Source organism: Kitasatospora sp. NPDC058184 (genome assembly GCF_042883725.1).
Lineage (GTDB): Bacteria > Actinomycetota > Actinomycetes > Streptomycetales > Streptomycetaceae > Kitasatospora.
The window spans coordinates 76,026-92,484 of record NZ_JBHVVE010000001.1; the positions used below are offsets into that span (position 1 = coordinate 76,026).

Below are 16,459 nucleotides of genomic sequence, written 5' to 3' on the forward strand. Positions count from 1 at the left end.
CTTTTGCCAGCCGGTCAGCCGGTCCGGTGGTCAGACCAGGGTCGCGAGCACCGACGGGTCGTACGGGACCGCCCCGGCCAGCCCGCCGCCGAGCGCCCGCTCCGCCCAGTCGGGGTTGGCCAGCAGCGGCCGGCCGACCGCGACCAGGTCGAACTCGTCGCGTTCCAGCCGCTCGACCAGCTCCTCGATGCCGGTGAGCCCGGCCGGCCGGGTGAAGCCGTCGGTGAACACGCCCTCGCCGTACTGGCGGTCCAGGCCGACCGAACCGACCGTCACGGCGGCCCTGCCGGTGAGCTTGCGCGCCCAGCCCGCCAGGTTGAGGTCGCTGCCCTCGAACTCGGGCAGCCAGTAGCGGCGGGTGGACGCGTGGAAGGCGTCGACCCCCGCCTCGGCCAGCGGGGTCAGCAGCTGCTCCAGCTCCTCCGGGCTCTCCGCGATCCGGGCGTCGTAGCGGCCGACCTTCCACTGGGAGAGCCGGAAGAGGACCGGGAACCCGGGGCTCACCGCCGCCCGGACGGCCTGCACCACCTCGGCCGCGAACCGGGCCCGGGAGGCCGGGTCGCCGCCGTAGCGGTCGGTGCGGCGGTTGGTGCCGTGCCACAGGAAGTCGTCGATCAGGTAGCCGTGCGCGCCGTGCAGTTCGACCCCGTCGAACCCGAGCCGCTCGGCGTCCGCGGCGCCGCGCGCGAAGGCGGCCACCGCGTCGTCGATGTCCTGCTGGCTCATGGCCCGCCCGGCCGGGCCGCCGTCCAGGCCGATCCCCGAGGGCCCCTCGGCGGGCGGTTCGGTGCCCGGGCGCTGCACCCCGGTGTGCCACAGCTGGGGGACGATCCGGCCGCCCGCCGCGTGGACCAGCGACACCACCCGGGACCAGCCCGCCAGCGCCTCCTCGCCGTGGAAGTGGGGGACCCCGTCGTAGGCCGCGGCGGCGGGGCGGCCGATGTAGGTGCCCTCCGTGACGATCAGCCCCACCCGGTGGGCCGCACGGCGGGCGTAGTACTCCGCGACGTCCGGGCCCGGCACCCCTCCGGGGGACTTCATCCTGGTCATCGGCGCCATCACGATCCGGTTCGGGACCGTCAGGTCGCCCACGGTGAACGGCTCTCCCAAGCCCGCCATTGTTCCTCCCGAGTTCGTCTGAATTCCGGGCCGGACGCCCCGGGCGATATCCCGCCGCGCCGCGGCGGTGTTTCCGTCCGTCTCATACCGGAGGTCCGTGCGTCGGCAATTCGACGATTATCGGGGCTATCGTTCCCGGCGTCCAGCGGCATCGGCCCGCCCGGCGGCCGACCGCCTTTCTGCACCGCGCCAGGCGATGCACTGCATCGACACAATCTTCTTGACCTTGCCGAAGCGGGTCGCGGATAGTGGTCCGCGGTGGTTCCGCGCCGCCCTTCCGCACCGGCACCGGGCCGTACCCGCCCGTACGCCGAAAAGCGTCTCTTCTGCCGAAAGGCGTCGCGGACAGGTTTTCCGACCAGGGAGAGGCGGCGGAACCGGAATGGAACGGGAATTGGCGGGAAAGCGGGCGGTGGTGACCGGCGGAAGCCGCGGCATCGGCGCCGGCATCGCACGGAAGCTGCTGGAGAGCGGCGCCACCGTCGTCACCACCGCGCGCAAACCGACCGGGGACACCCCGGCCGAATCCGCCTTCGTCCCGTCCGACCTCAGCACGGCGGCCGGTGTCCGGGAATTCGCCGACACCGCGCTGGAAATCCTCGGCGGCGTGGACATCGTGGTCAACAACGCCGGCGGCTGTCGGACCTTCCAGAGCGCGCTGGACATCGAGAAGGACTGGCAGTACACCGTCGACATCAATTTCCTCTCCGCCGTCCGGCTCAATTCCGCACTCGTCCCCGCGATGCGTTCGGGAGGCGGCGGCGTCATCGTCCACATGTCCTCGATCGCCACCGTCTCGTCCTATCCGGTGATCCTGCACTACGCCGCCGCGAAAGCCGCCCTGGAGGTCTACCACAAAGGGCTGGCGACCGAACTGGCGCCGGACGGCATCCGGGTCGTCGCGCTTTCCCCCGGGAACGTCATGACGCCGGGCGCGGACGAGGCCCGGGACGGGATCGCCGACTACCTCGGGCTCGGGACGGACACGGCGGACTGGGCCGAGGGGATCCCGCTCGGCCGGATCGGGCGCACCGAGGACATCGCCGAGGCGGTCGGGTTCCTGGTGTCCCCGCGCGCCTCCTGGATCACCGGCAGCAACCTCGTCATCGACGGCGGGCGGATCGCGGCACTGTGACCGCCCCCGGGACCGGAAGGACTGACAACATGACCGCGACGGACGACGGGCCCCGCGCCTATCCGTTCGGCCCGACGCACCGGCTCGACATCGACCCGGAGCTGGCCGCGGTCTGCGGCGAGCAGCCCGTGCTGAGGGTCCGTCTGCCGTTCGGCGGGGACGCCTGGCTGGTCAGCCGCTACGCCGACGTCCGCGCCGTGCTGGCCGACCCCCGGTTCAGCCGCGCCGAGGCGGTCGGCGACCACGTGCCCCGCACGGTCTCGGCCGGCCTCCCCCGCACCTCGATGCTGAGCATGGACCCGCCCGAGCACACCCGGCTCCGGCGCCGGGTGGCCAACCCGTTCACCCTCCGCCGGGTCGAGGCGCTGCGGCCGCGCGCCCAGGAGATCGTGGACGAGCTGCTGGACGCGATGATCGCGTCGGGCTCGCCGGCCGACCTGACCAAGGCCCTGACCTGGCCGCTGCCGGTCACCATGATCTGCGAACTGCTCGGGGTGCCGCTCGCCGACCGCGACCGGTTCAACTCCTGGGTCGACGGCCTGCTGACGCTCTCCGACCCCGAGCTGTCCGCCCGCGACCGCGGGCACCTGAACGACTACCTGGCGGGCCTGGTCGCCGAACGCCGGGTCCACCCCACCGCCGACCTGCTCGGCGAACTGGCCTCCGTCGAGGGCGAGGAGAACGCGCTCACCGAGGAGGAACTGGTCGGCCTCGGGGTCAGCCTGCTCTCCGCCGGCCAGGAGGCCACCGCCAACCAGATCGGCAACTTCGTCTACACCCTGCTGACCCGCCCCGAGCTGTGGCGGGAGCTTGTCGCCGACCCCGGTCTGATCCCCGGCGCGGTGGAGGAGCTCTCCCGGGTCGTCCCGATCAGCGCCACCGCCGGGTTCACCCGGATCGCCGTCGAGGACCTGGAGCTCAGCGGGCAGAAGATCCGCGCCGGCGACGCGGTGGTCGCCGAACTCGGGCTGGCCAACCGGGACCCGGAGGTCTTCGAGCAGCCCGACCGCATCGACTTCCACCGCAGCGCGTCCCCGCACGTCACCTTCGGGCACGGCGTGCACCACTGCCTCGGCGCGCAGCTCGCCCGGATGGAACTGCGCACCGTGCTCGGCTCCCTGGTCCGCCGTCTGCCGGGGCTGCACCTCGCCGTCCCGCCCGAGCGGATCAGCTGGCGCACCGAACGCCTCATCCGCGGGGCCGACGCCCTGCCGGTCGCCTGGTGAGCTCCGCCACGGCCGGGGCCGGCCACCGTCCGGGCGCGACGGGGCAGTCGGAAGGGCCGGGCGCGACGGGGCAGTCGGAGGCCGTACGGGCGGCACTCGCCGATCCGGCCACCAGCCCGGCCGAGATCATGGCGACCGTCATGGCGGCCTACCGGGACCGGCCGGCCCTCGGCGAACGCGCCCGCGACCACGCGACGGGGCGGCTGCTCCCGAGGTACGACACCGTCAGCTACGGGGAGTTGTGGGCGCGCGTCCGGGCGCTCGCCGGGGCCTGGGCGCACGAGCCCGGGTACCGGCTGGCCCCGGGCGACCGGATCTGCGTCCTCGGCTTCAGCAGCACCGACCACGCCACCGTCGACCTGGCCGGCGTCCACCTGGGCCTGGTCTCCGTGCCGCTGCACGCCAGCGCGCCGCTCTCCCAGCTGGCGCCGATCGTCGCGGAGACCGGGCCGCGGCTCCTCGCCACCAGCGTCGAACGGCTGGACACCGCAGTCGCCGCGGTGCTCGGGCAGCCGTCGGTCCGCCGCCTCCTGGTGTTCGACCACCACCCCGGGGTCCCCGCCGAGCGCGCCGCCGTCGAGGCCGCCGCCCGGCGGCTGGCCGAGGCCGGCGGCACCGCCGTGCTCGACACGCTCACCGCCGCGGTCGGGCGCGGCGCCCTGCTGCCCGACCCCCCGCTGCACGTCCCCGCCCCGGGCGAGGACCCGCTGGCCCTGCTCCTCTACACCTCCGGCAGCACCGGCGCCCCGAAGGGGGCGATGTACCCGCAGCGCCTCGCCCGCAACGCGTGGTGGGGATTCGTCTACGGGCCCGCCGACGTGCCGTCCGTCGTCGTCCACTACATGCCGCAGAGCCACCAGGCGGGCCGGATGTCGGTGCTGGGCACGCTCGCCCGGGGCGGCCTGGGCTGCTTCACCGCCAGGAGCGACCTGTCCTCCCTGTTCGAGGACATCGCGCTGGTCCGGCCCACCGAGCTGACCATGGTCCCCCGGATCTGCGACATGCTCTTCCAGCGGTACCGCGGCGAACTCGACCGGCGGGCCGGCGAGCCCGGCGACGTCGACGCGGCCGTCAAGGCCCACCTGCGGGAGACCGTCCTGGGCGGGCGGGTGGCGAAGGCCTTCTGCGGGACGGCGCCGCTGTCCGCCGAGGTCGCGGAGTTCGTCGAGTCCTGCCTGGGACTGCACCTGTACACCGGGTACGGCTCGACCGAGGCCGGCGGGGTGCTGCTGGACACCGTGGTGCAGCGCCCGCCCGTCCTCGACTACAAGCTGGTCGACGTCCCGGAGCTGGGCTGCTTCCGCACCGACCGGCCGCACCCGCGCGGCGAGCTGCTGCTCAGGACGAGCGCCGCCATCCCCGGGTACTACCGCCGGCCCGAGCTCACCGCCGCCGTCTTCGACGAGGACGGCTACTACCGCACCGGCGACATCATGGCCGAGGTCGGACCGGACCGGCTGGTCTACGTCGGCCGCACCAAGGACGTGCTCAAGCTGTCCCAGGGCGAGTTCGTCACCGTCTCCCGGCTGGAGGGCGTCTTCCTCGGCAGCCCGCTGGTCCGGCAGGTCTTCGTGTACGGCAACAGCGAACGCTCCCACCTGCTCGCCGTGGTGGTGCCCACCCCGGAGGCGACCGCCCGCGCCGACGGCGACCCGGCGGCGCTCAAGCTGCTGATCGACCGGGAACTGCGGCGCACCGCCCGGGAGAACGGGCTCAACCCGTACGAGGTGCCCCGGGACTTCCTGGTCGAGACCGAGCCCTTCAGCCCGGCCAACGGCCTGCTCTCCGACAGCCACAAGCTGCTGCGCCCCCGGCTCCATGAACGCTACGGCGCGGCCCTGGAGCGCCGCTACGCCGAACTCGCCGACGAACAGGGCCGGCAGCTGCGGGAACTGCGCCGGACCGGTGCCGACCGGCCGGTCCAGGAGACCGTGAACCGGGCCGTGCGCGCCGTCCTGGGCCGGGCCGACGCCGGCGCGGACACCGGCGCGCGGTTCACCGAGCTCGGCGGCGACTCGCTCTCCGCGCTGTCCTTCACCACCCTCCTGAAGGAGGTCCTGGACGTCGAGGTGCCGGTCGGCGTCGTCCTCGGCCCGGCCACCGACCTGGCCGGGGTGGCGGCGTACGTCGAGGCCCGGCGCACCGCCCCGGGGAGCAGGCCCACGGCCGCCTCCGTGCACGGCGGCGGCGCGACCGAGGTCCGGGCCCGCGACCTCACCCCGGACCGGTTCATCGACGCCCCGACCCTGGCCGCCGCGCCGGGCCTGCCCGGCCCCGCGGAGTCCCCCCGGACCGTCCTGCTGACCGGCGCCAACGGGTTCCTCGGCCGCTTCCTCTGCCTGGAGTGGCTCCGCCGGCTGGCCCCGTCCGGCGGCCGGCTGGTCTGCCTCGTCCGCGGCCGCACGCCCGCCGACGCGGCCGAACGGCTCGCCCGGGCCTTCGGCGCCGGGGGCGAGGCGGCCCGGCTGTACCGAGAGCTGGCCGCCGGCACGCTGACGGTCCTCGCCGGGGACCTCGCCGAACCGCGCCTGGGCCTGGACCGGGCGGTGTGGAACGGGCTGGCCGAGTCGGTGGACCTGGTCGTCCACCCGGCCGCACTGGTCAACCACCTGCTGCCCTACGCCGAGCTGTTCGGCCCCAACGTCGCGGGCACCGCCGAACTGGTCCGGCTGGCGCTCACCGAACGGCTCAAGCCCGTCACCTACCTGTCCACCGTGGCCGTGCGCGGCGGAGCCGGGCCGTCCGCGCTCGACGAGGACGCCGACGTCCGGGAGGCGATCCCGCACCGCCGCCTCGGCCGCGGCTACGCCGACGGGTACGCCGCGGGCAAGTGGGCGGGCGAGGTGCTGCTGCGGGAGGCCCACGAACGGTACGGCCTGCCGGTCACCACGTTCCGGTCGGGCATGATCCTCGCGCACAGCAGCTACCCGGGACAGCTGAACGTGCCCGACGTGTTCACCCGGCTGGTCCTCAGCCTGGTGGCCACCGGGATCGCGCCGCGGTCGTTCCACCGCGGCGGCGCGCCCGCGCGGTACGACGGCCTCCCGGTCGACTTCCTCGCCGAGGCGGTCACCGCGCTGGGCACCCCGGGCCCGGACGGCTACCGCACCTACAACGCCTGGAACCCGCACGACGACGGCGCCTCGCTGGACACCCTCGTGGACTGGCTGGTCGAGGACGGCCACCCGATCCGGCGCATCGACGACTACGACGACTGGTTCGCCCGCTTCACGACCGCGGTCCGGGCCCTGCCGGAACGGCAGCGCACCCACTCGGTGCTGCCCCTGCTGCACGCCTTCGAGCAACCGGGCGAGGACCGGCCCGCCCCGGCCCCGCGGTTCCGGGAGGCCGTCCGGGCGGCCGGGATCGGGCCCGACCGGGACGTGCCGCGGCTGTCCCCCGCCCTCGTCGCCAAGTACGTCACCGACCTGCGCGGCCTCGGCCTGCTCGACCGGCACCCCTCCCCTTCCCGCCCGCACTGAACGGAGAAGCCCATGGACCAGGACCTCGACGCGACGGTGGACGCCGGACTGCGGCTGCTGGAGGCACGCGACCTCGCCGGCTTCCGGGCCCTGTGCACCCCCGGCGCCACGGTGTGGCAGAACGACGGCGACGGCACCCGTCCGATCGACGCCCGGCTGGAGCGGATCGCCGCGTTCTTCGCCACCGTCGACTCCCTGCGGTACGAGGTCGTGCGCCGCTTCCACAAGCCCGACGAGGTGCTCCAGCAGCACGTCCTGGTGCTGGAGGCGCCGGACGGCACCCGCAGCCGGGTCCACGCCACCACCTACTTCCGCTTCGAGGACGGGCTGATCGCCGAGATCGAGGAGCACCTGCAGTAGCCCCGGCTCCCTGGTTCCCTGGATCCGTGGGTCCGTGGGTCCGTGGGTCCCTGGATCCGTGAGGCCCTGTTCCGCTCAAGTCGCTGGTTCGTCAGGGAGGTTCGGTGACCGGCCGAGTCGTCTACGCGTCGTTCGAGTTCCAGTTCCCGCTGGGCGGCATCCGCGTCCTGAACCAACAGGTCGCGCTGCTGCGGGCCGCCGGCGTCGAGGCGTACCGCTGGACGCCCACACCGGGATTCCGCTACACGTGGTTCGACGACGACGTGCCGACGCTGTCCGGGATGACCCTGGACCTCGGCCCCGAGGACGTCCTCGTGCTGCCCGAGGTCAGCGTGCTCCCGGGCCGCGACCCGGCTCCCGGCGGCCGCAAGGTCGTCTACTCGCAGGGGCACTACATCCACTTCCTGACCTGCCCCGCCCCCGGCCCGTACCCGGGCTGGTCGGCCCGGCCGGCCCTGTGGACGGTCTCGAAGGCGGGCGCCGACATGCTCCGCCGCGCCCTGCCCGGGTTCGAACCGCACCTGGTGCCGAACACCGTCGACACCGGGCTGTTCCGGCCGGCGTCGACCGGGCGGGTCCGGCGCATCGCGTGGATGTCCCGCAAGCGCCCCGTCGAGAGCACGCTGCTCCACCGTCTGCTCCACGCCGACCCGCGGTCCAGGGGCGTCGAGCTGTACGACATCCACGCGGTTCCGCACGAGGAGGTCGCCCGCGTACTGTCGGACACCTCGGTGTTCATCGCGCTGGGAGCGCCCGAGGGCGAGGGCTTCGGCCTGCCGCCGGCCGAGGCGATGGCCAGCGGCTGCCTGGTGACCGGTTACGCCGGCGGCGGCGGAGCGGAACTGTTCGACTCGCCGTCCGCGTGGCGGATCCCGGAGCTCGAAACGGACCGGCTGGCGGACCGGGCCCTGGAACTGCTCGACCTGCCCGGCCAGGACGAGGTGCGGCGGGCGGGCCGCCGCTGGGTCTCCGAGCGGTACACCACCGAGGCCGCGGTGGAGGCGCTGCTCGACGGCATCCGCAAGGCGCGCGCCCTGCCCGGCGGCGCGGCTCCGGCCACCCATCCGACCGCCTGGATGGAGGAGTTGCTGAGGCGCTTCCCGATCCCGCCGGAGGCGTACGCCCGGATGGAACCACCGACCGCCTAGGACCCGCCGCCCTTCGGCGCACCGACCACCCCGAATGGAAATGGGGATTACCCCCCGGTTATCGTGGGCACCAGTGCGAATCGGGGACTCCTCCCCGCTTCCTTCGGATCGAGGTGCGTGCACATGACCCGGAATCAGAGCCCTGGGCGGGGGCAGCGGGCCGCCGACTGGGCGGACGGCCGGCTGGGGATCTACTCCCTGGCCAGGGCGAACCTGCGGAAGATCTTCCCGGACCACTGGTCCTTCATGCTGGGCGAGATCTGCCTCTACACCTTCGTCATCATCATCCTGACCGGTGTCTGGCTGACGCTGTTCTTCAAGCCCAGCATGGGCGAGGTGGTCTACGCCGGCTCGTACGTGCCGCTCAAGGGCGTCCCGATGTCGGAGGCCTACGCCTCCACCGTGGACATCAGCTTCGAGGTGCGCGGCGGCCTGCTGATCCGGCAGATCCACCACTGGGCGGCGATCGTCTTCGTCGCCGCCATGTTCGTCCACATGATGCGGGTGTTCTTCACCGGCGCCTTCCGCAAGCCGCGCGAGATCAACTGGGTGTTCGGCTTCCTGCTGCTCTTCCTCGGCATGCTGGACGGCTTCTTCGGCTACTCCCTGCCCGACGACCTGCTCTCCGGCACCGGCATCCGGTTCATCGAGGGCTCGATCCTCGCCGTGCCGCTGGTCGGCACGTACATCCAGATGTTCCTGTTCGGCGGGGAGTTCCCCGGCCACGACATCGTGCCGCGGTTCTTCACCATCCACGTGCTGCTGATCCCGGGCATCATGCTCGGCCTGCTGGTGGCCCACCTGATCCTGGTTTTCTACCACAAGCACACCCAGTGGGCGGGCCCCGGAAGGACCGAGAAGAACGTCGTCGGCATGCCGCTGATGCCGGTCTACCTGGCCAAGGCCGGCGGGTTCTTCTTCCTCGTCTTCGGCATCGTCGCGCTGGTCGCCGCGATCGCGACCGTCAACCCGATCTGGGCGTACGGCCCGTACCGTCCCGACCAGGTCTCCACCGACGCCCAGCCCGACTGGTACATGGGCTTCGCCGAGGGCCTGATCCGGATCATGCCCGGCTGGGAGATCGGACTGTGGGGGCACACCCTCAACCTCGGGGTGCTCATCCCGTTCGCGCTGTTCCCGCTCGTCCTGGGCGCCATCGCCGTCTACCCGTTCATCGAGAACTGGGTGACCGACGACAAGCGGGAGCACCACCTGCTCGACCGGCCGCGCAACGCGCCCGTCCGCACCGCGCTCGGCGCCGCCTGGATCAGCCTCTACCTGGTGGCCCTGGCGGCCGGCGGCAACGACCTGATCGCCACCCACCTGCACCTGTCGCTCAACTCCATCACGTACGCCGCCCGCGTCGGCTTCTTCGCCGTCCCGGTCGCCGTCTTCGTCATCACCAAGCGCTGGTGCCTCGGCCTCCAGCGCCGCGACAGGGAGAAGGTGCTGCACGGCCGCGAGACGGGTGTCATCAAGCGCCTGCCGCACGGCGAGTTCACCGAGGCGCACGCCCGGCTCACGCCGCGGGAACTGCACCGGCTCACGGCGCACGAACAGCCCCGCCCCCTCGAACTGCCCGCCCCGGTGGACGAGAATGGAGTGGCCCGCCCGGCGGGGGTGCTCACCCGCACCCGGACCCGGCTCTCCCGCGGGTTCCACGGCGAGGGCGGCCGGATCCCCAAGCCCACCGCCGAGGAGTTCCACGAGATCACCGAGGGCCACGGGCACTGACCCGCACCCCCCGATGACACAGGGAGGACAGGTGCACGACCGAACCGACCGAAGCGACCGGACCGACCAGGCCGACCCGACCGACCGGATCGCCGACAGCAGGTACCTCCTGCTCACCACCTTCGGCGAGGACGGCAGCCGGCTGGAGTCACAGCTCTGGGTGGTGCAGGACGGCACGGCCCTCGGGGTCTGGACCCCGGCCCACTCCGGCGAGGCCGAACGGATCCGCCGCCACCCCCGGGTGCTGATCGGCCCCTGCGACGCCCACGGGCGCCCCACCGGCCGCCGGATCCCGGCCCGGGCCCGGCTCTGCGACGCCGACGACACCGCCCGCTACCGCACCTCGCTGATCAACAAGTACGGCCTGACGGCACTGATCGCGCTCGCCCGCAGCCGGTTCCGGGTGGGGCTGGCCGGGACGGTCGGCATCCGGATCACGCTGAACGAACTGGAACGGCGGCTGGTCGGGCCGGAGTGGCTACCGCCGGCCACCTACTGCGTCAACTGACGGGCCGTCGCGTCCGGTCGTCGCGTCCCGTCCGATCGTCTCGCCTGATCGTCAACCTCCGTCGAGTGCCGGGGCCTTGAGAAGGTCTGCTCCGGCACTCGACGCTTTCCGGCGCCGTCCCGACGCGCTTCGACGCGACTGCTGGCAGCGGGCCGGAGGTCACGACAGCGGGTGGGTCGGGACCGGACTGACCTCCTGGATCTCGGCGTGGGCCTTGGTGAGCAGCTGCGAGGCGAGCTCGTTGAGCGCGCGGGCCCCCGCGATCTCCTCGCCGACCCTCAGCTGTTCCGGGTCGGAGGGGTGGCGGCTGCTGTAGCCGTGGGCGCGCAGTTCGCTCCCGTCGCGCAGCCGCAGCAGTGCGGCGGCGCTGGTCCGTGCCCCCTCTTCGCGGAACTCCATCTCGATGTGCCAACCGACCAGAGTCTGCATGGCGGATCACCTCCATCGGTTACCCCTCCAGAGTGCGCCGCACCCACCGTGAACACCAGGCCAGCCGGTCCGGGCGGCATCGGGGGCGACATCGGCGCTGAGTTGAACACGTTCAACTCAGCCGCGTAGAGTCGGCGGCGCAAGCTATTTGAACGCGTTCAAGGGGGTGTGTCCACGATGGCTTCGCTCACGACGGCCGTGTCCGCGATGGGCCCGGGCACCACGGAACTGGTCGACCTGCTGGTCCTGCTCGGCATGGGAGCCGTCGTCCCGCTCGGCCTCGCCCTGGTCGACGAGCCCGGCCTCGCCCGGATCCGCCGGCTCTGGCCGCTCGCCGCCGTCCCCGGCGCGCTCTCGCTCTGGCTGCCCCGCGGCGGCGACCTCGCCACCGGCTGCGCCTTGCTCTACGCGCTCGGCACCCTGGCCGTCGCCCTGCACGCCCCCCTGCGGCTGGCCCGCACCCGCTCGCTCGCACCCGCCGAGGTCGCGGTGCTCACCGCGCTCGCCGCACCCTCGGTCGCCGGGGTCGCCGGGGTCGCCGAACGCTCCGGCTACCCGCTGTTCGGCTTCGAACCGCACATCCTGGCGCTCACCGTCCCCCACTTCCACTACGCCGGATTCACCGCCGCCCTGGTCGCCGGACTGGTCTGCCGCGCCGCCCGCCCGGGCTCCGCCCCGGCCCGCTGCGCGGCCCTCAGCGTCCCGGCGGGCACCCTGCTGGTACTGGCCGGCTACTTCCTCGGCAACTGGTGGCAGTTCGCCGGAGCCGCCGTCCTGACCACCGGAATGTGGCTGGTCGGCCTGGTCACCTGGCGCGACCTGCGCCCCCGCACCGGCGACCGGACCACCGCCCGCCTGCTCGCCGCCTCCTCGGCCGTCCTCGCGCTCACCATGCTGCTCGCCCTGTGGTGGGCACTCGGCCGGGCCGCCGGACTCCCCCACCCCACCCTGACCTGGATGGCCGCCACCCACGGCGTCGGCAACGCGCTCGGCTTCGCCCTCTGCGCGCTGCTCGCCTGGCGCCGGATCACCGCGGACCGGACCGACGCCACCCGGACCGACGCCACCCGGACCGACACGACGGAGACCCCCCGATGAACGACTACAGCTACCCCGAACAGGGCGCCAGCCGCACCGGCCACCTCCCCGCCGGCTACAACCACCTGCGGCACAGCGCCCTCATCGGCCACGGCCGCCCCGCCCTGGAAGCCGCCGGCGCCGCCCTGCTCGACTGGCGGATGCACCGGCTCGCGGGCGTCCGCATCGACGCGACGGCCGACCGCGCCGCCCCCGGCGTCGCCGTGCACTGCGCCATCGGCCTCGGCCCCCTGCGGGCCGGCGCCCCCAACCGGGTCCTGGCCACGGTCGACGGCCCGGACCGGTACGGCTTCACCTACGGCACCAGGACCGGCCACCTGGCCCAGGGCGAGGAAACCTTCCTGGTCGCACTCACCCCCGACGGCGAAGTCCGCTTCTCCGTCACCGCCTTCAGCCGCCCCGTCGCCTGGTACGCCCGCCTCGCCGGCCCACTCCTCCCCCTCTCCCAACGCGCCTTCGCCCACCACTGCGGACGCGTCCTCACCCGCATCGCCACCCAGGCCACCTGACCAGCGCCCCAGCACCATCAACCCCCCGATCCCCCCGGCACACCCCCGCTCGCCACCACCGTCATCGCGCAGACCGCCCAGGCGATGGCGGAGGCCGGTCAGAGGGCGGGCCGGCTGGACGGCAGCCGCGAGGTGGGCGGCCGAGGCCGAGCAGGTGGTGGCGGAGGCCGGCTGGGTCCAGGGCGGGGGCGGGGCGTAAAACGGCTGGTCGGGGCGGGGGTGTGTTCGGGATGATCGGCGGATGATGTCGATGCGACCGGTCCTGGAGATCTTCGCCTCCGACGGCTTCACGCTCTGGCCGACGGCCGAGCTCGGGCCGTACGGGGATCTCGCGCTGGACGGGCGGTTGACGTCGGACGAGGTGGGCACGGCGGTGTGGCGGCTGGCGGACTGCAACGACGTCGAGCCCGACCCCGGGCAGGCCGAGGGGCGCGGTCCCCGGTCGGCGGACCCGTTGGGCGCGTTCCTGCACGCGCTGTTGACCGAGCCGCACCCGTACGCCCCCGGCGGGCTGGTGGTGACCGACTCCGCCACCGGCGCCGTCTTCAGGCCGGGCTGCTGCAACGGGCTGGAGGACTGGCGCGAGTGGCTGAACGTCACGGACGGGTCCGGCACCGCCTGGTTCGGCCACGACCCCGACGCCCGGGCCGAGTGCGTCGGCCGGGTGGTCCGGCTGACCCAGGACGCCGAGGGCGACGAGGGCCCGGTGGTCGAGTTGCCGGTGGACGAGCTGCGCCGGCTGCTCGCCGGAGCCGAGCGGGACCTGCGCGACTTCCTCGCGCTCGCGGCGGGCTGGGCCGAGCGGCAGCTGCCCGGGCACGCCGCCGCCGTCACCGCCGCGCTCGCCCGAGCCCTGGACCCGGACCCGGACCCGGACCTGAAGCCGCCGTCATGACCAGCTTCCACACCCACCGGGCCCGGGTGCACGACGCCTCGCTCCCGCCGTACCGGCGGCACAGCGCGCTGCGCACCTGCCTGACCCGCTTCGCCCCGTACGGCCTGCGGGCGACGTACCACCACCTCACCGTCAGCGCCCGGATTCCGCGCTTCCTGGAGGCCGACCCGGATGCCCTGGTCCGCGCGGTGGACGAGTTGCACGAGGCGCGTGAGCTGTGGCGGGCCAGGGCCGAGGAGTACGCGGAGCGGCGCCGGGCGCAGAAGCGGGCCGGGCGGCGGCTGCCTCCGGAGACGGCCTGGTGGCACGTGCGCTGGTGGGGGTCGCCGAACGCGGCCTGGGAGCACGACCCGTTCCTGCACCCGCCGTTGCGGCTGCCCGACTACGTCCGGCGGCAGAACGCGCTGCTGGACGGTGCCGTGCTGCCCGGGTGCTCGGCCTGCGGGGAGCAGGGCCCGCCGGTGCCGCTCCCGACCGGCCCCGGCGACGACCGCGGCGACGGTCACGGCCACGGCCGGGCCGAGCTGTGCCGCTGCTGCGCGCGGGTGCTGACGCCCTGCGGTTGCGGGCGGTGGCACAGCTTCGAGCCGGCGCTGCGGACCGGCTGGAGCCGGATCTGGGGTCGGGAGCACATGACCGGCGGCGGCGAGCCGAGCCCGTACTGGCCGGGTGTCCGGGGCGCGGCCCGGGTGGAGCGGTTGGAGTCGTGCACGATCCACTGGGGGTCAGGGGTGGTGTACGGGGATCGCGACCAGTAGCGCGCCGCCGTCCTGGACGCGGACCTCGAAGTGGTCGATGTCCGCCAGTCGGAAGGCCGCGCCGCCGGTGGTGCGCACGGTGCCGTCGCCTCCCCCGCCGCCGTTCCCGTAGCCGCCCGCCGGGACGGACCAGGTGGTGACCGTCTGCTGCTCGCCGGTGTGCGAGACGGCGACCAGGCTGCAGGTCAACGGGCCCTGGACGCCGGAGAGTTGCAGGCTGACTCGGGTGCCCCAGGTGGTGCCGTCCAGGCCGACGGTCGCGTGCGCGCCGGTGCCCGGGTCGGTGGCGCTGAACTGCTCGGCCACCGCGACCACGGCGGGGGTGTTGTCGGCGGTGAGCACCGCGGCGGTGACGGCGGGGCCGGCCGCCACCATCGCGGTGGCGGCCAGGGCCAGCACCAGCCGCCGCACCCGGCCCCGCCGCCGGGTGGCACCGACCTCGGCCACCAGCCGGTCCAGCAGTCGGGGGTCGGGCTGCGGGGCGGGACCGGCCGGGTCCGTTCCGGCCGCCCGCGCGGTGGCCGCGTACTCGGCCAACAGCGGCTCCACCGAGCCGAGTTGGGTCACCTGCTCGGCGCACTGCGGGCAGTCGGCGAGGTGTTGCTCGAAGGCGGCGCGCTCGACGGGTTCCAGCAGGCCGAGGACGTACGCGCCCGCGTCGACGTGCACCGGGCCACCGGGCGCCCGGTCGGGGTCAGGGGTGGGGTCGCGGTCGGGGTGCCTGGTCACGATGTCACTCCCCGTTCCTCCAGCGCGAGCCTGAGCGAGCGCAGCGCGTAGAACACCCGCGAGCGCACCGTCCCGGCCGGGATGCCGAGTTCGGCGGCCGCCTCGTTGGCCGTACGGCCCTTCAGGTAGGTCTCGACGATGATCTCCCGGTGCACGGGCGAGAGGTCGCCGAGCGCGTCCGCGACGGTCATCATCCGCAGCGCCCGGTCGATCTCGTCCTCGGCGGGCAGCTGCTCCAGTGCCGAGGCGTCCACCTCGCGCGGCCGGGCCATGGCGCTACGGTGGCCGTCGATCACGATCCGCCGCGCGACGGTGACCAGCCAGGGCCGCAGCGAGCCGGCCTCCGGGTCGAGCCGGTGGATGTTGCGCCAGGCGCGGAGCAGGGTCTCCTGCACGACGTCCTCGGCCCGCTGCCGGTCCCCGGCGACCAGGTGGAGCACGAACCCGAACAGCGGACCGGCGTGCTCCCGGTACAGGGCGCGCATCAGGTCCTCGTCCGGCGCCCCCGTGTCGTGGCCGCCGGTGCGGCCGACGGGGTGCTCCTCGGTCACCACTTCATCGTTGCGCACCCGGGCCTCCTGGGCGAGGGCGGTCGGAGCCGGTCATCGGGACCGGTCATCGGAACCGGTCAGTAGCCCGGGGTGCTGGGCGTCGGGTTGCCGGGTGCCGGGGTGCCGGGCGTCGGGTTCATCGGGCCGGAGTTCGCGGCGCCCGCCCTGCCGCCGGTCGGGGTCAGCGCGAACCAGGTGCCGGCCACGCCCTGGCCCTTGGTGTCGCCGGGCTTGGTGTCCGGCGAGTAGCGGTAGGCCGGCCAGCCGTTCAGGGTGACCTGCTTGGTGCCGTCGTCGCGGGTGACGGTGCCGACCAGCTTGCTGTCGATGCCCTTCACCGTGACGTTGCCGTTGCCGTCGGCGTGCTCGGGCGGCCAGATGACGGCGCAGCTGCCGTTGCAGTAGGACTCCGGTGGGCTGTTCCGGTCCTGGTCGAAGCGGTAGAGCGTGAAGCCCGCGCTGTCGGTGACGATCGTGCCCAGCTTCGGGTCCTGGGTGGTCTGCAGGGTGACGGCCGCCGGGGTGCCCGGACCGCTCGGGCTGCTCGACGGACCGGAGGAGCCGCCGGACGATCCGCAGCCGGCGATCAGGGCGGCCGCCGCGATGCCGGACGCGGTCAGCGCGAGCGTCCGCCGGGTGCGGAGTGTGCTGCGCATGGGGTGCCTCCCTCGGGGGGAAGGGGTCGGAACGGACCGGACACCCTTCCGTACGGGCGGCGGCCGCCGGCTGCTCACTCCCTGGCTCCGGCAACCGCCGGAACGCCGCCGGAATACCCCGC

General features: G+C 74.0%; 16 protein-coding genes. 11 read left to right on the forward strand and 5 right to left on the reverse strand.

What is annotated here, in order from left to right:
- Window positions 1-30: 30 nt before the first annotated feature.
- Window positions 31-1,119 carry an NADH:flavin oxidoreductase gene (locus ACFVXH_RS00250; RefSeq protein WP_387819247.1) on the reverse strand — a complete coding sequence of 363 codons (1,089 nt, stop codon included), beginning with the start codon at window positions 1,117-1,119 and terminating at the stop codon, window positions 31-33.
- Between the two features lie 382 nt (window positions 1,120-1,501).
- Here ACFVXH_RS00250 and ACFVXH_RS00255 point away from each other — a divergent pair, with 382 nt between their 5' ends.
- From ACFVXH_RS00255 to ACFVXH_RS00285, 7 genes are all read left to right on the forward strand, one after another.
- Window positions 1,502-2,254, forward strand: a complete 753-nt coding sequence (locus ACFVXH_RS00255; protein WP_074002290.1) for an oxidoreductase — start codon at window positions 1,502-1,504, stop codon at window positions 2,252-2,254.
- A 29-nt stretch (window positions 2,255-2,283) separates the two neighbouring features.
- A complete protein-coding gene (locus tag ACFVXH_RS00260; RefSeq protein WP_049658615.1) occupies window positions 2,284-3,480 on the forward strand; it encodes a cytochrome P450 in 1,197 nt (398 codons plus the stop codon).
- On the forward strand, window positions 3,477-6,962 hold the full coding sequence (gene car / locus ACFVXH_RS00265) for a carboxylic acid reductase (protein ID WP_387819250.1): 3,486 nt from the start codon (window positions 3,477-3,479) through the stop codon (window positions 6,960-6,962). Before ACFVXH_RS00260 ends, car begins: the two co-directional genes overlap by 4 nt.
- Before the next feature lie 12 nt (window positions 6,963-6,974).
- Window positions 6,975-7,322, forward strand: coding sequence for a nuclear transport factor 2 family protein (locus ACFVXH_RS00270; RefSeq protein ID WP_049658964.1), 348 nt, complete (start codon window positions 6,975-6,977; stop codon window positions 7,320-7,322).
- Window positions 7,323-7,426: 104 nt separating this feature from the next.
- Window positions 7,427-8,470 carry a glycosyltransferase gene (locus tag ACFVXH_RS00275; protein WP_074002289.1) on the forward strand — a complete coding sequence of 348 codons (1,044 nt, stop codon included), beginning with the start codon at window positions 7,427-7,429 and terminating at the stop codon, window positions 8,468-8,470.
- Between the two features lie 123 nt (window positions 8,471-8,593).
- Window positions 8,594-10,204: a cytochrome bc complex cytochrome b subunit gene (locus ACFVXH_RS00280; RefSeq protein ID WP_387819252.1), complete on the forward strand. Its 1,611-nt coding sequence runs from the start codon at window positions 8,594-8,596 to the stop codon at window positions 10,202-10,204.
- 31 nt (window positions 10,205-10,235) lie between these two features.
- Window positions 10,236-10,712 (forward strand): PPOX class F420-dependent oxidoreductase, encoded by a 477-nt coding sequence (locus ACFVXH_RS00285; protein WP_387819254.1) that lies wholly within the window; start codon window positions 10,236-10,238, stop codon window positions 10,710-10,712.
- 159 nt (window positions 10,713-10,871) lie between these two features.
- Here the strand turns inward: ACFVXH_RS00285 and ACFVXH_RS00290 are convergent, their stop codons facing one another.
- Window positions 10,872-11,141: a DUF1876 domain-containing protein gene (locus tag ACFVXH_RS00290; protein ID WP_049655118.1), complete on the reverse strand. Its 270-nt coding sequence runs from the start codon at window positions 11,139-11,141 to the stop codon at window positions 10,872-10,874.
- A 177-nt stretch (window positions 11,142-11,318) separates the two neighbouring features.
- Between ACFVXH_RS00290 and ACFVXH_RS00295 the strand changes: the two genes are divergently transcribed.
- From ACFVXH_RS00295 to ACFVXH_RS00310, 4 genes are all read left to right on the forward strand, one after another.
- Window positions 11,319-12,239 carry a YndJ family protein gene (locus ACFVXH_RS00295; protein ID WP_387819256.1) on the forward strand — a complete coding sequence of 307 codons (921 nt, stop codon included), beginning with the start codon at window positions 11,319-11,321 and terminating at the stop codon, window positions 12,237-12,239.
- Entirely contained in the window at window positions 12,236-12,748 is a 513-nt protein-coding gene (locus tag ACFVXH_RS00300; RefSeq protein ID WP_387819258.1) for a DUF1990 family protein, read from the forward strand. Before ACFVXH_RS00295 ends, ACFVXH_RS00300 begins: the two co-directional genes overlap by 4 nt.
- A gap of 241 nt (window positions 12,749-12,989) precedes the next feature.
- The gene (locus ACFVXH_RS00305; RefSeq protein WP_387819260.1) at window positions 12,990-13,643 is read left to right on the forward strand and encodes a hypothetical protein; all 654 of its coding nucleotides are present in this window, start codon (window positions 12,990-12,992) and stop codon (window positions 13,641-13,643) included.
- Complete coding sequence (locus tag ACFVXH_RS00310; RefSeq protein ID WP_387819262.1) at window positions 13,640-14,401, forward strand: hypothetical protein; 762 nt, start codon at window positions 13,640-13,642, stop codon at window positions 14,399-14,401. The genes ACFVXH_RS00305 and ACFVXH_RS00310 overlap by 4 nt, the downstream gene beginning before the upstream one ends.
- Here ACFVXH_RS00310 and ACFVXH_RS00315 read toward each other — a convergent pair.
- The 3 genes from ACFVXH_RS00315 to ACFVXH_RS00325 are packed head-to-tail and all read right to left on the reverse strand — an operon-like array spanning window position 14,369 to window position 16,337.
- Window positions 14,369-15,130 carry a zf-HC2 domain-containing protein gene (locus ACFVXH_RS00315; protein WP_387819264.1) on the reverse strand — a complete coding sequence of 254 codons (762 nt, stop codon included), beginning with the start codon at window positions 15,128-15,130 and terminating at the stop codon, window positions 14,369-14,371. The two genes, ACFVXH_RS00310 and ACFVXH_RS00315, sit on opposite strands and share 33 nt — an antisense overlap.
- Window positions 15,127-15,699: a sigma-70 family RNA polymerase sigma factor gene (locus ACFVXH_RS00320; RefSeq protein ID WP_375875208.1), complete on the reverse strand. Its 573-nt coding sequence runs from the start codon at window positions 15,697-15,699 to the stop codon at window positions 15,127-15,129. Before ACFVXH_RS00320 ends, ACFVXH_RS00315 begins: the two co-directional genes overlap by 4 nt.
- Window positions 15,700-15,758: 59 nt before the next feature.
- Window positions 15,759-16,337, reverse strand: coding sequence for a hypothetical protein (locus tag ACFVXH_RS00325; RefSeq protein WP_387819266.1), 579 nt, complete (start codon window positions 16,335-16,337; stop codon window positions 15,759-15,761).
- Between the last annotated feature and the right edge of the window lie 122 nt (window positions 16,338-16,459).

Excerpts from the sequence above, each read along its gene's own strand:
- ACFVXH_RS00250 (WP_387819247.1), bottom strand. The coding sequence starts at position 1,119 with ATGGCGGGCTTGGGAGAGCCGTTCACCGTGGGCGACCTGACGGTCCCG.
- ACFVXH_RS00255 (WP_074002290.1), top strand. The coding sequence starts at position 1,502 with ATGGAACGGGAATTGGCGGGAAAGCGGGCGGTGGTGACCGGCGGAAGC.
- ACFVXH_RS00260 (WP_049658615.1), top strand. The coding sequence starts at position 2,284 with ATGACCGCGACGGACGACGGGCCCCGCGCCTATCCGTTCGGCCCGACG.
- ACFVXH_RS00270 (WP_049658964.1), top strand. The coding sequence starts at position 6,975 with ATGGACCAGGACCTCGACGCGACGGTGGACGCCGGACTGCGGCTGCTG.
- ACFVXH_RS00280 (WP_387819252.1), top strand. The coding sequence starts at position 8,594 with ATGACCCGGAATCAGAGCCCTGGGCGGGGGCAGCGGGCCGCCGACTGG.
- ACFVXH_RS00290 (WP_049655118.1), bottom strand. The coding sequence starts at position 11,141 with ATGCAGACTCTGGTCGGTTGGCACATCGAGATGGAGTTCCGCGAAGAG.
- ACFVXH_RS00295 (WP_387819256.1), top strand. The coding sequence starts at position 11,319 with ATGGCTTCGCTCACGACGGCCGTGTCCGCGATGGGCCCGGGCACCACG.
- ACFVXH_RS00300 (WP_387819258.1), top strand. The coding sequence starts at position 12,236 with ATGAACGACTACAGCTACCCCGAACAGGGCGCCAGCCGCACCGGCCAC.
- ACFVXH_RS00305 (WP_387819260.1), top strand. The coding sequence starts at position 12,990 with ATGATGTCGATGCGACCGGTCCTGGAGATCTTCGCCTCCGACGGCTTC.
- ACFVXH_RS00310 (WP_387819262.1), top strand. The coding sequence starts at position 13,640 with ATGACCAGCTTCCACACCCACCGGGCCCGGGTGCACGACGCCTCGCTC.
- ACFVXH_RS00325 (WP_387819266.1), bottom strand. The coding sequence starts at position 16,337 with ATGCGCAGCACACTCCGCACCCGGCGGACGCTCGCGCTGACCGCGTCC.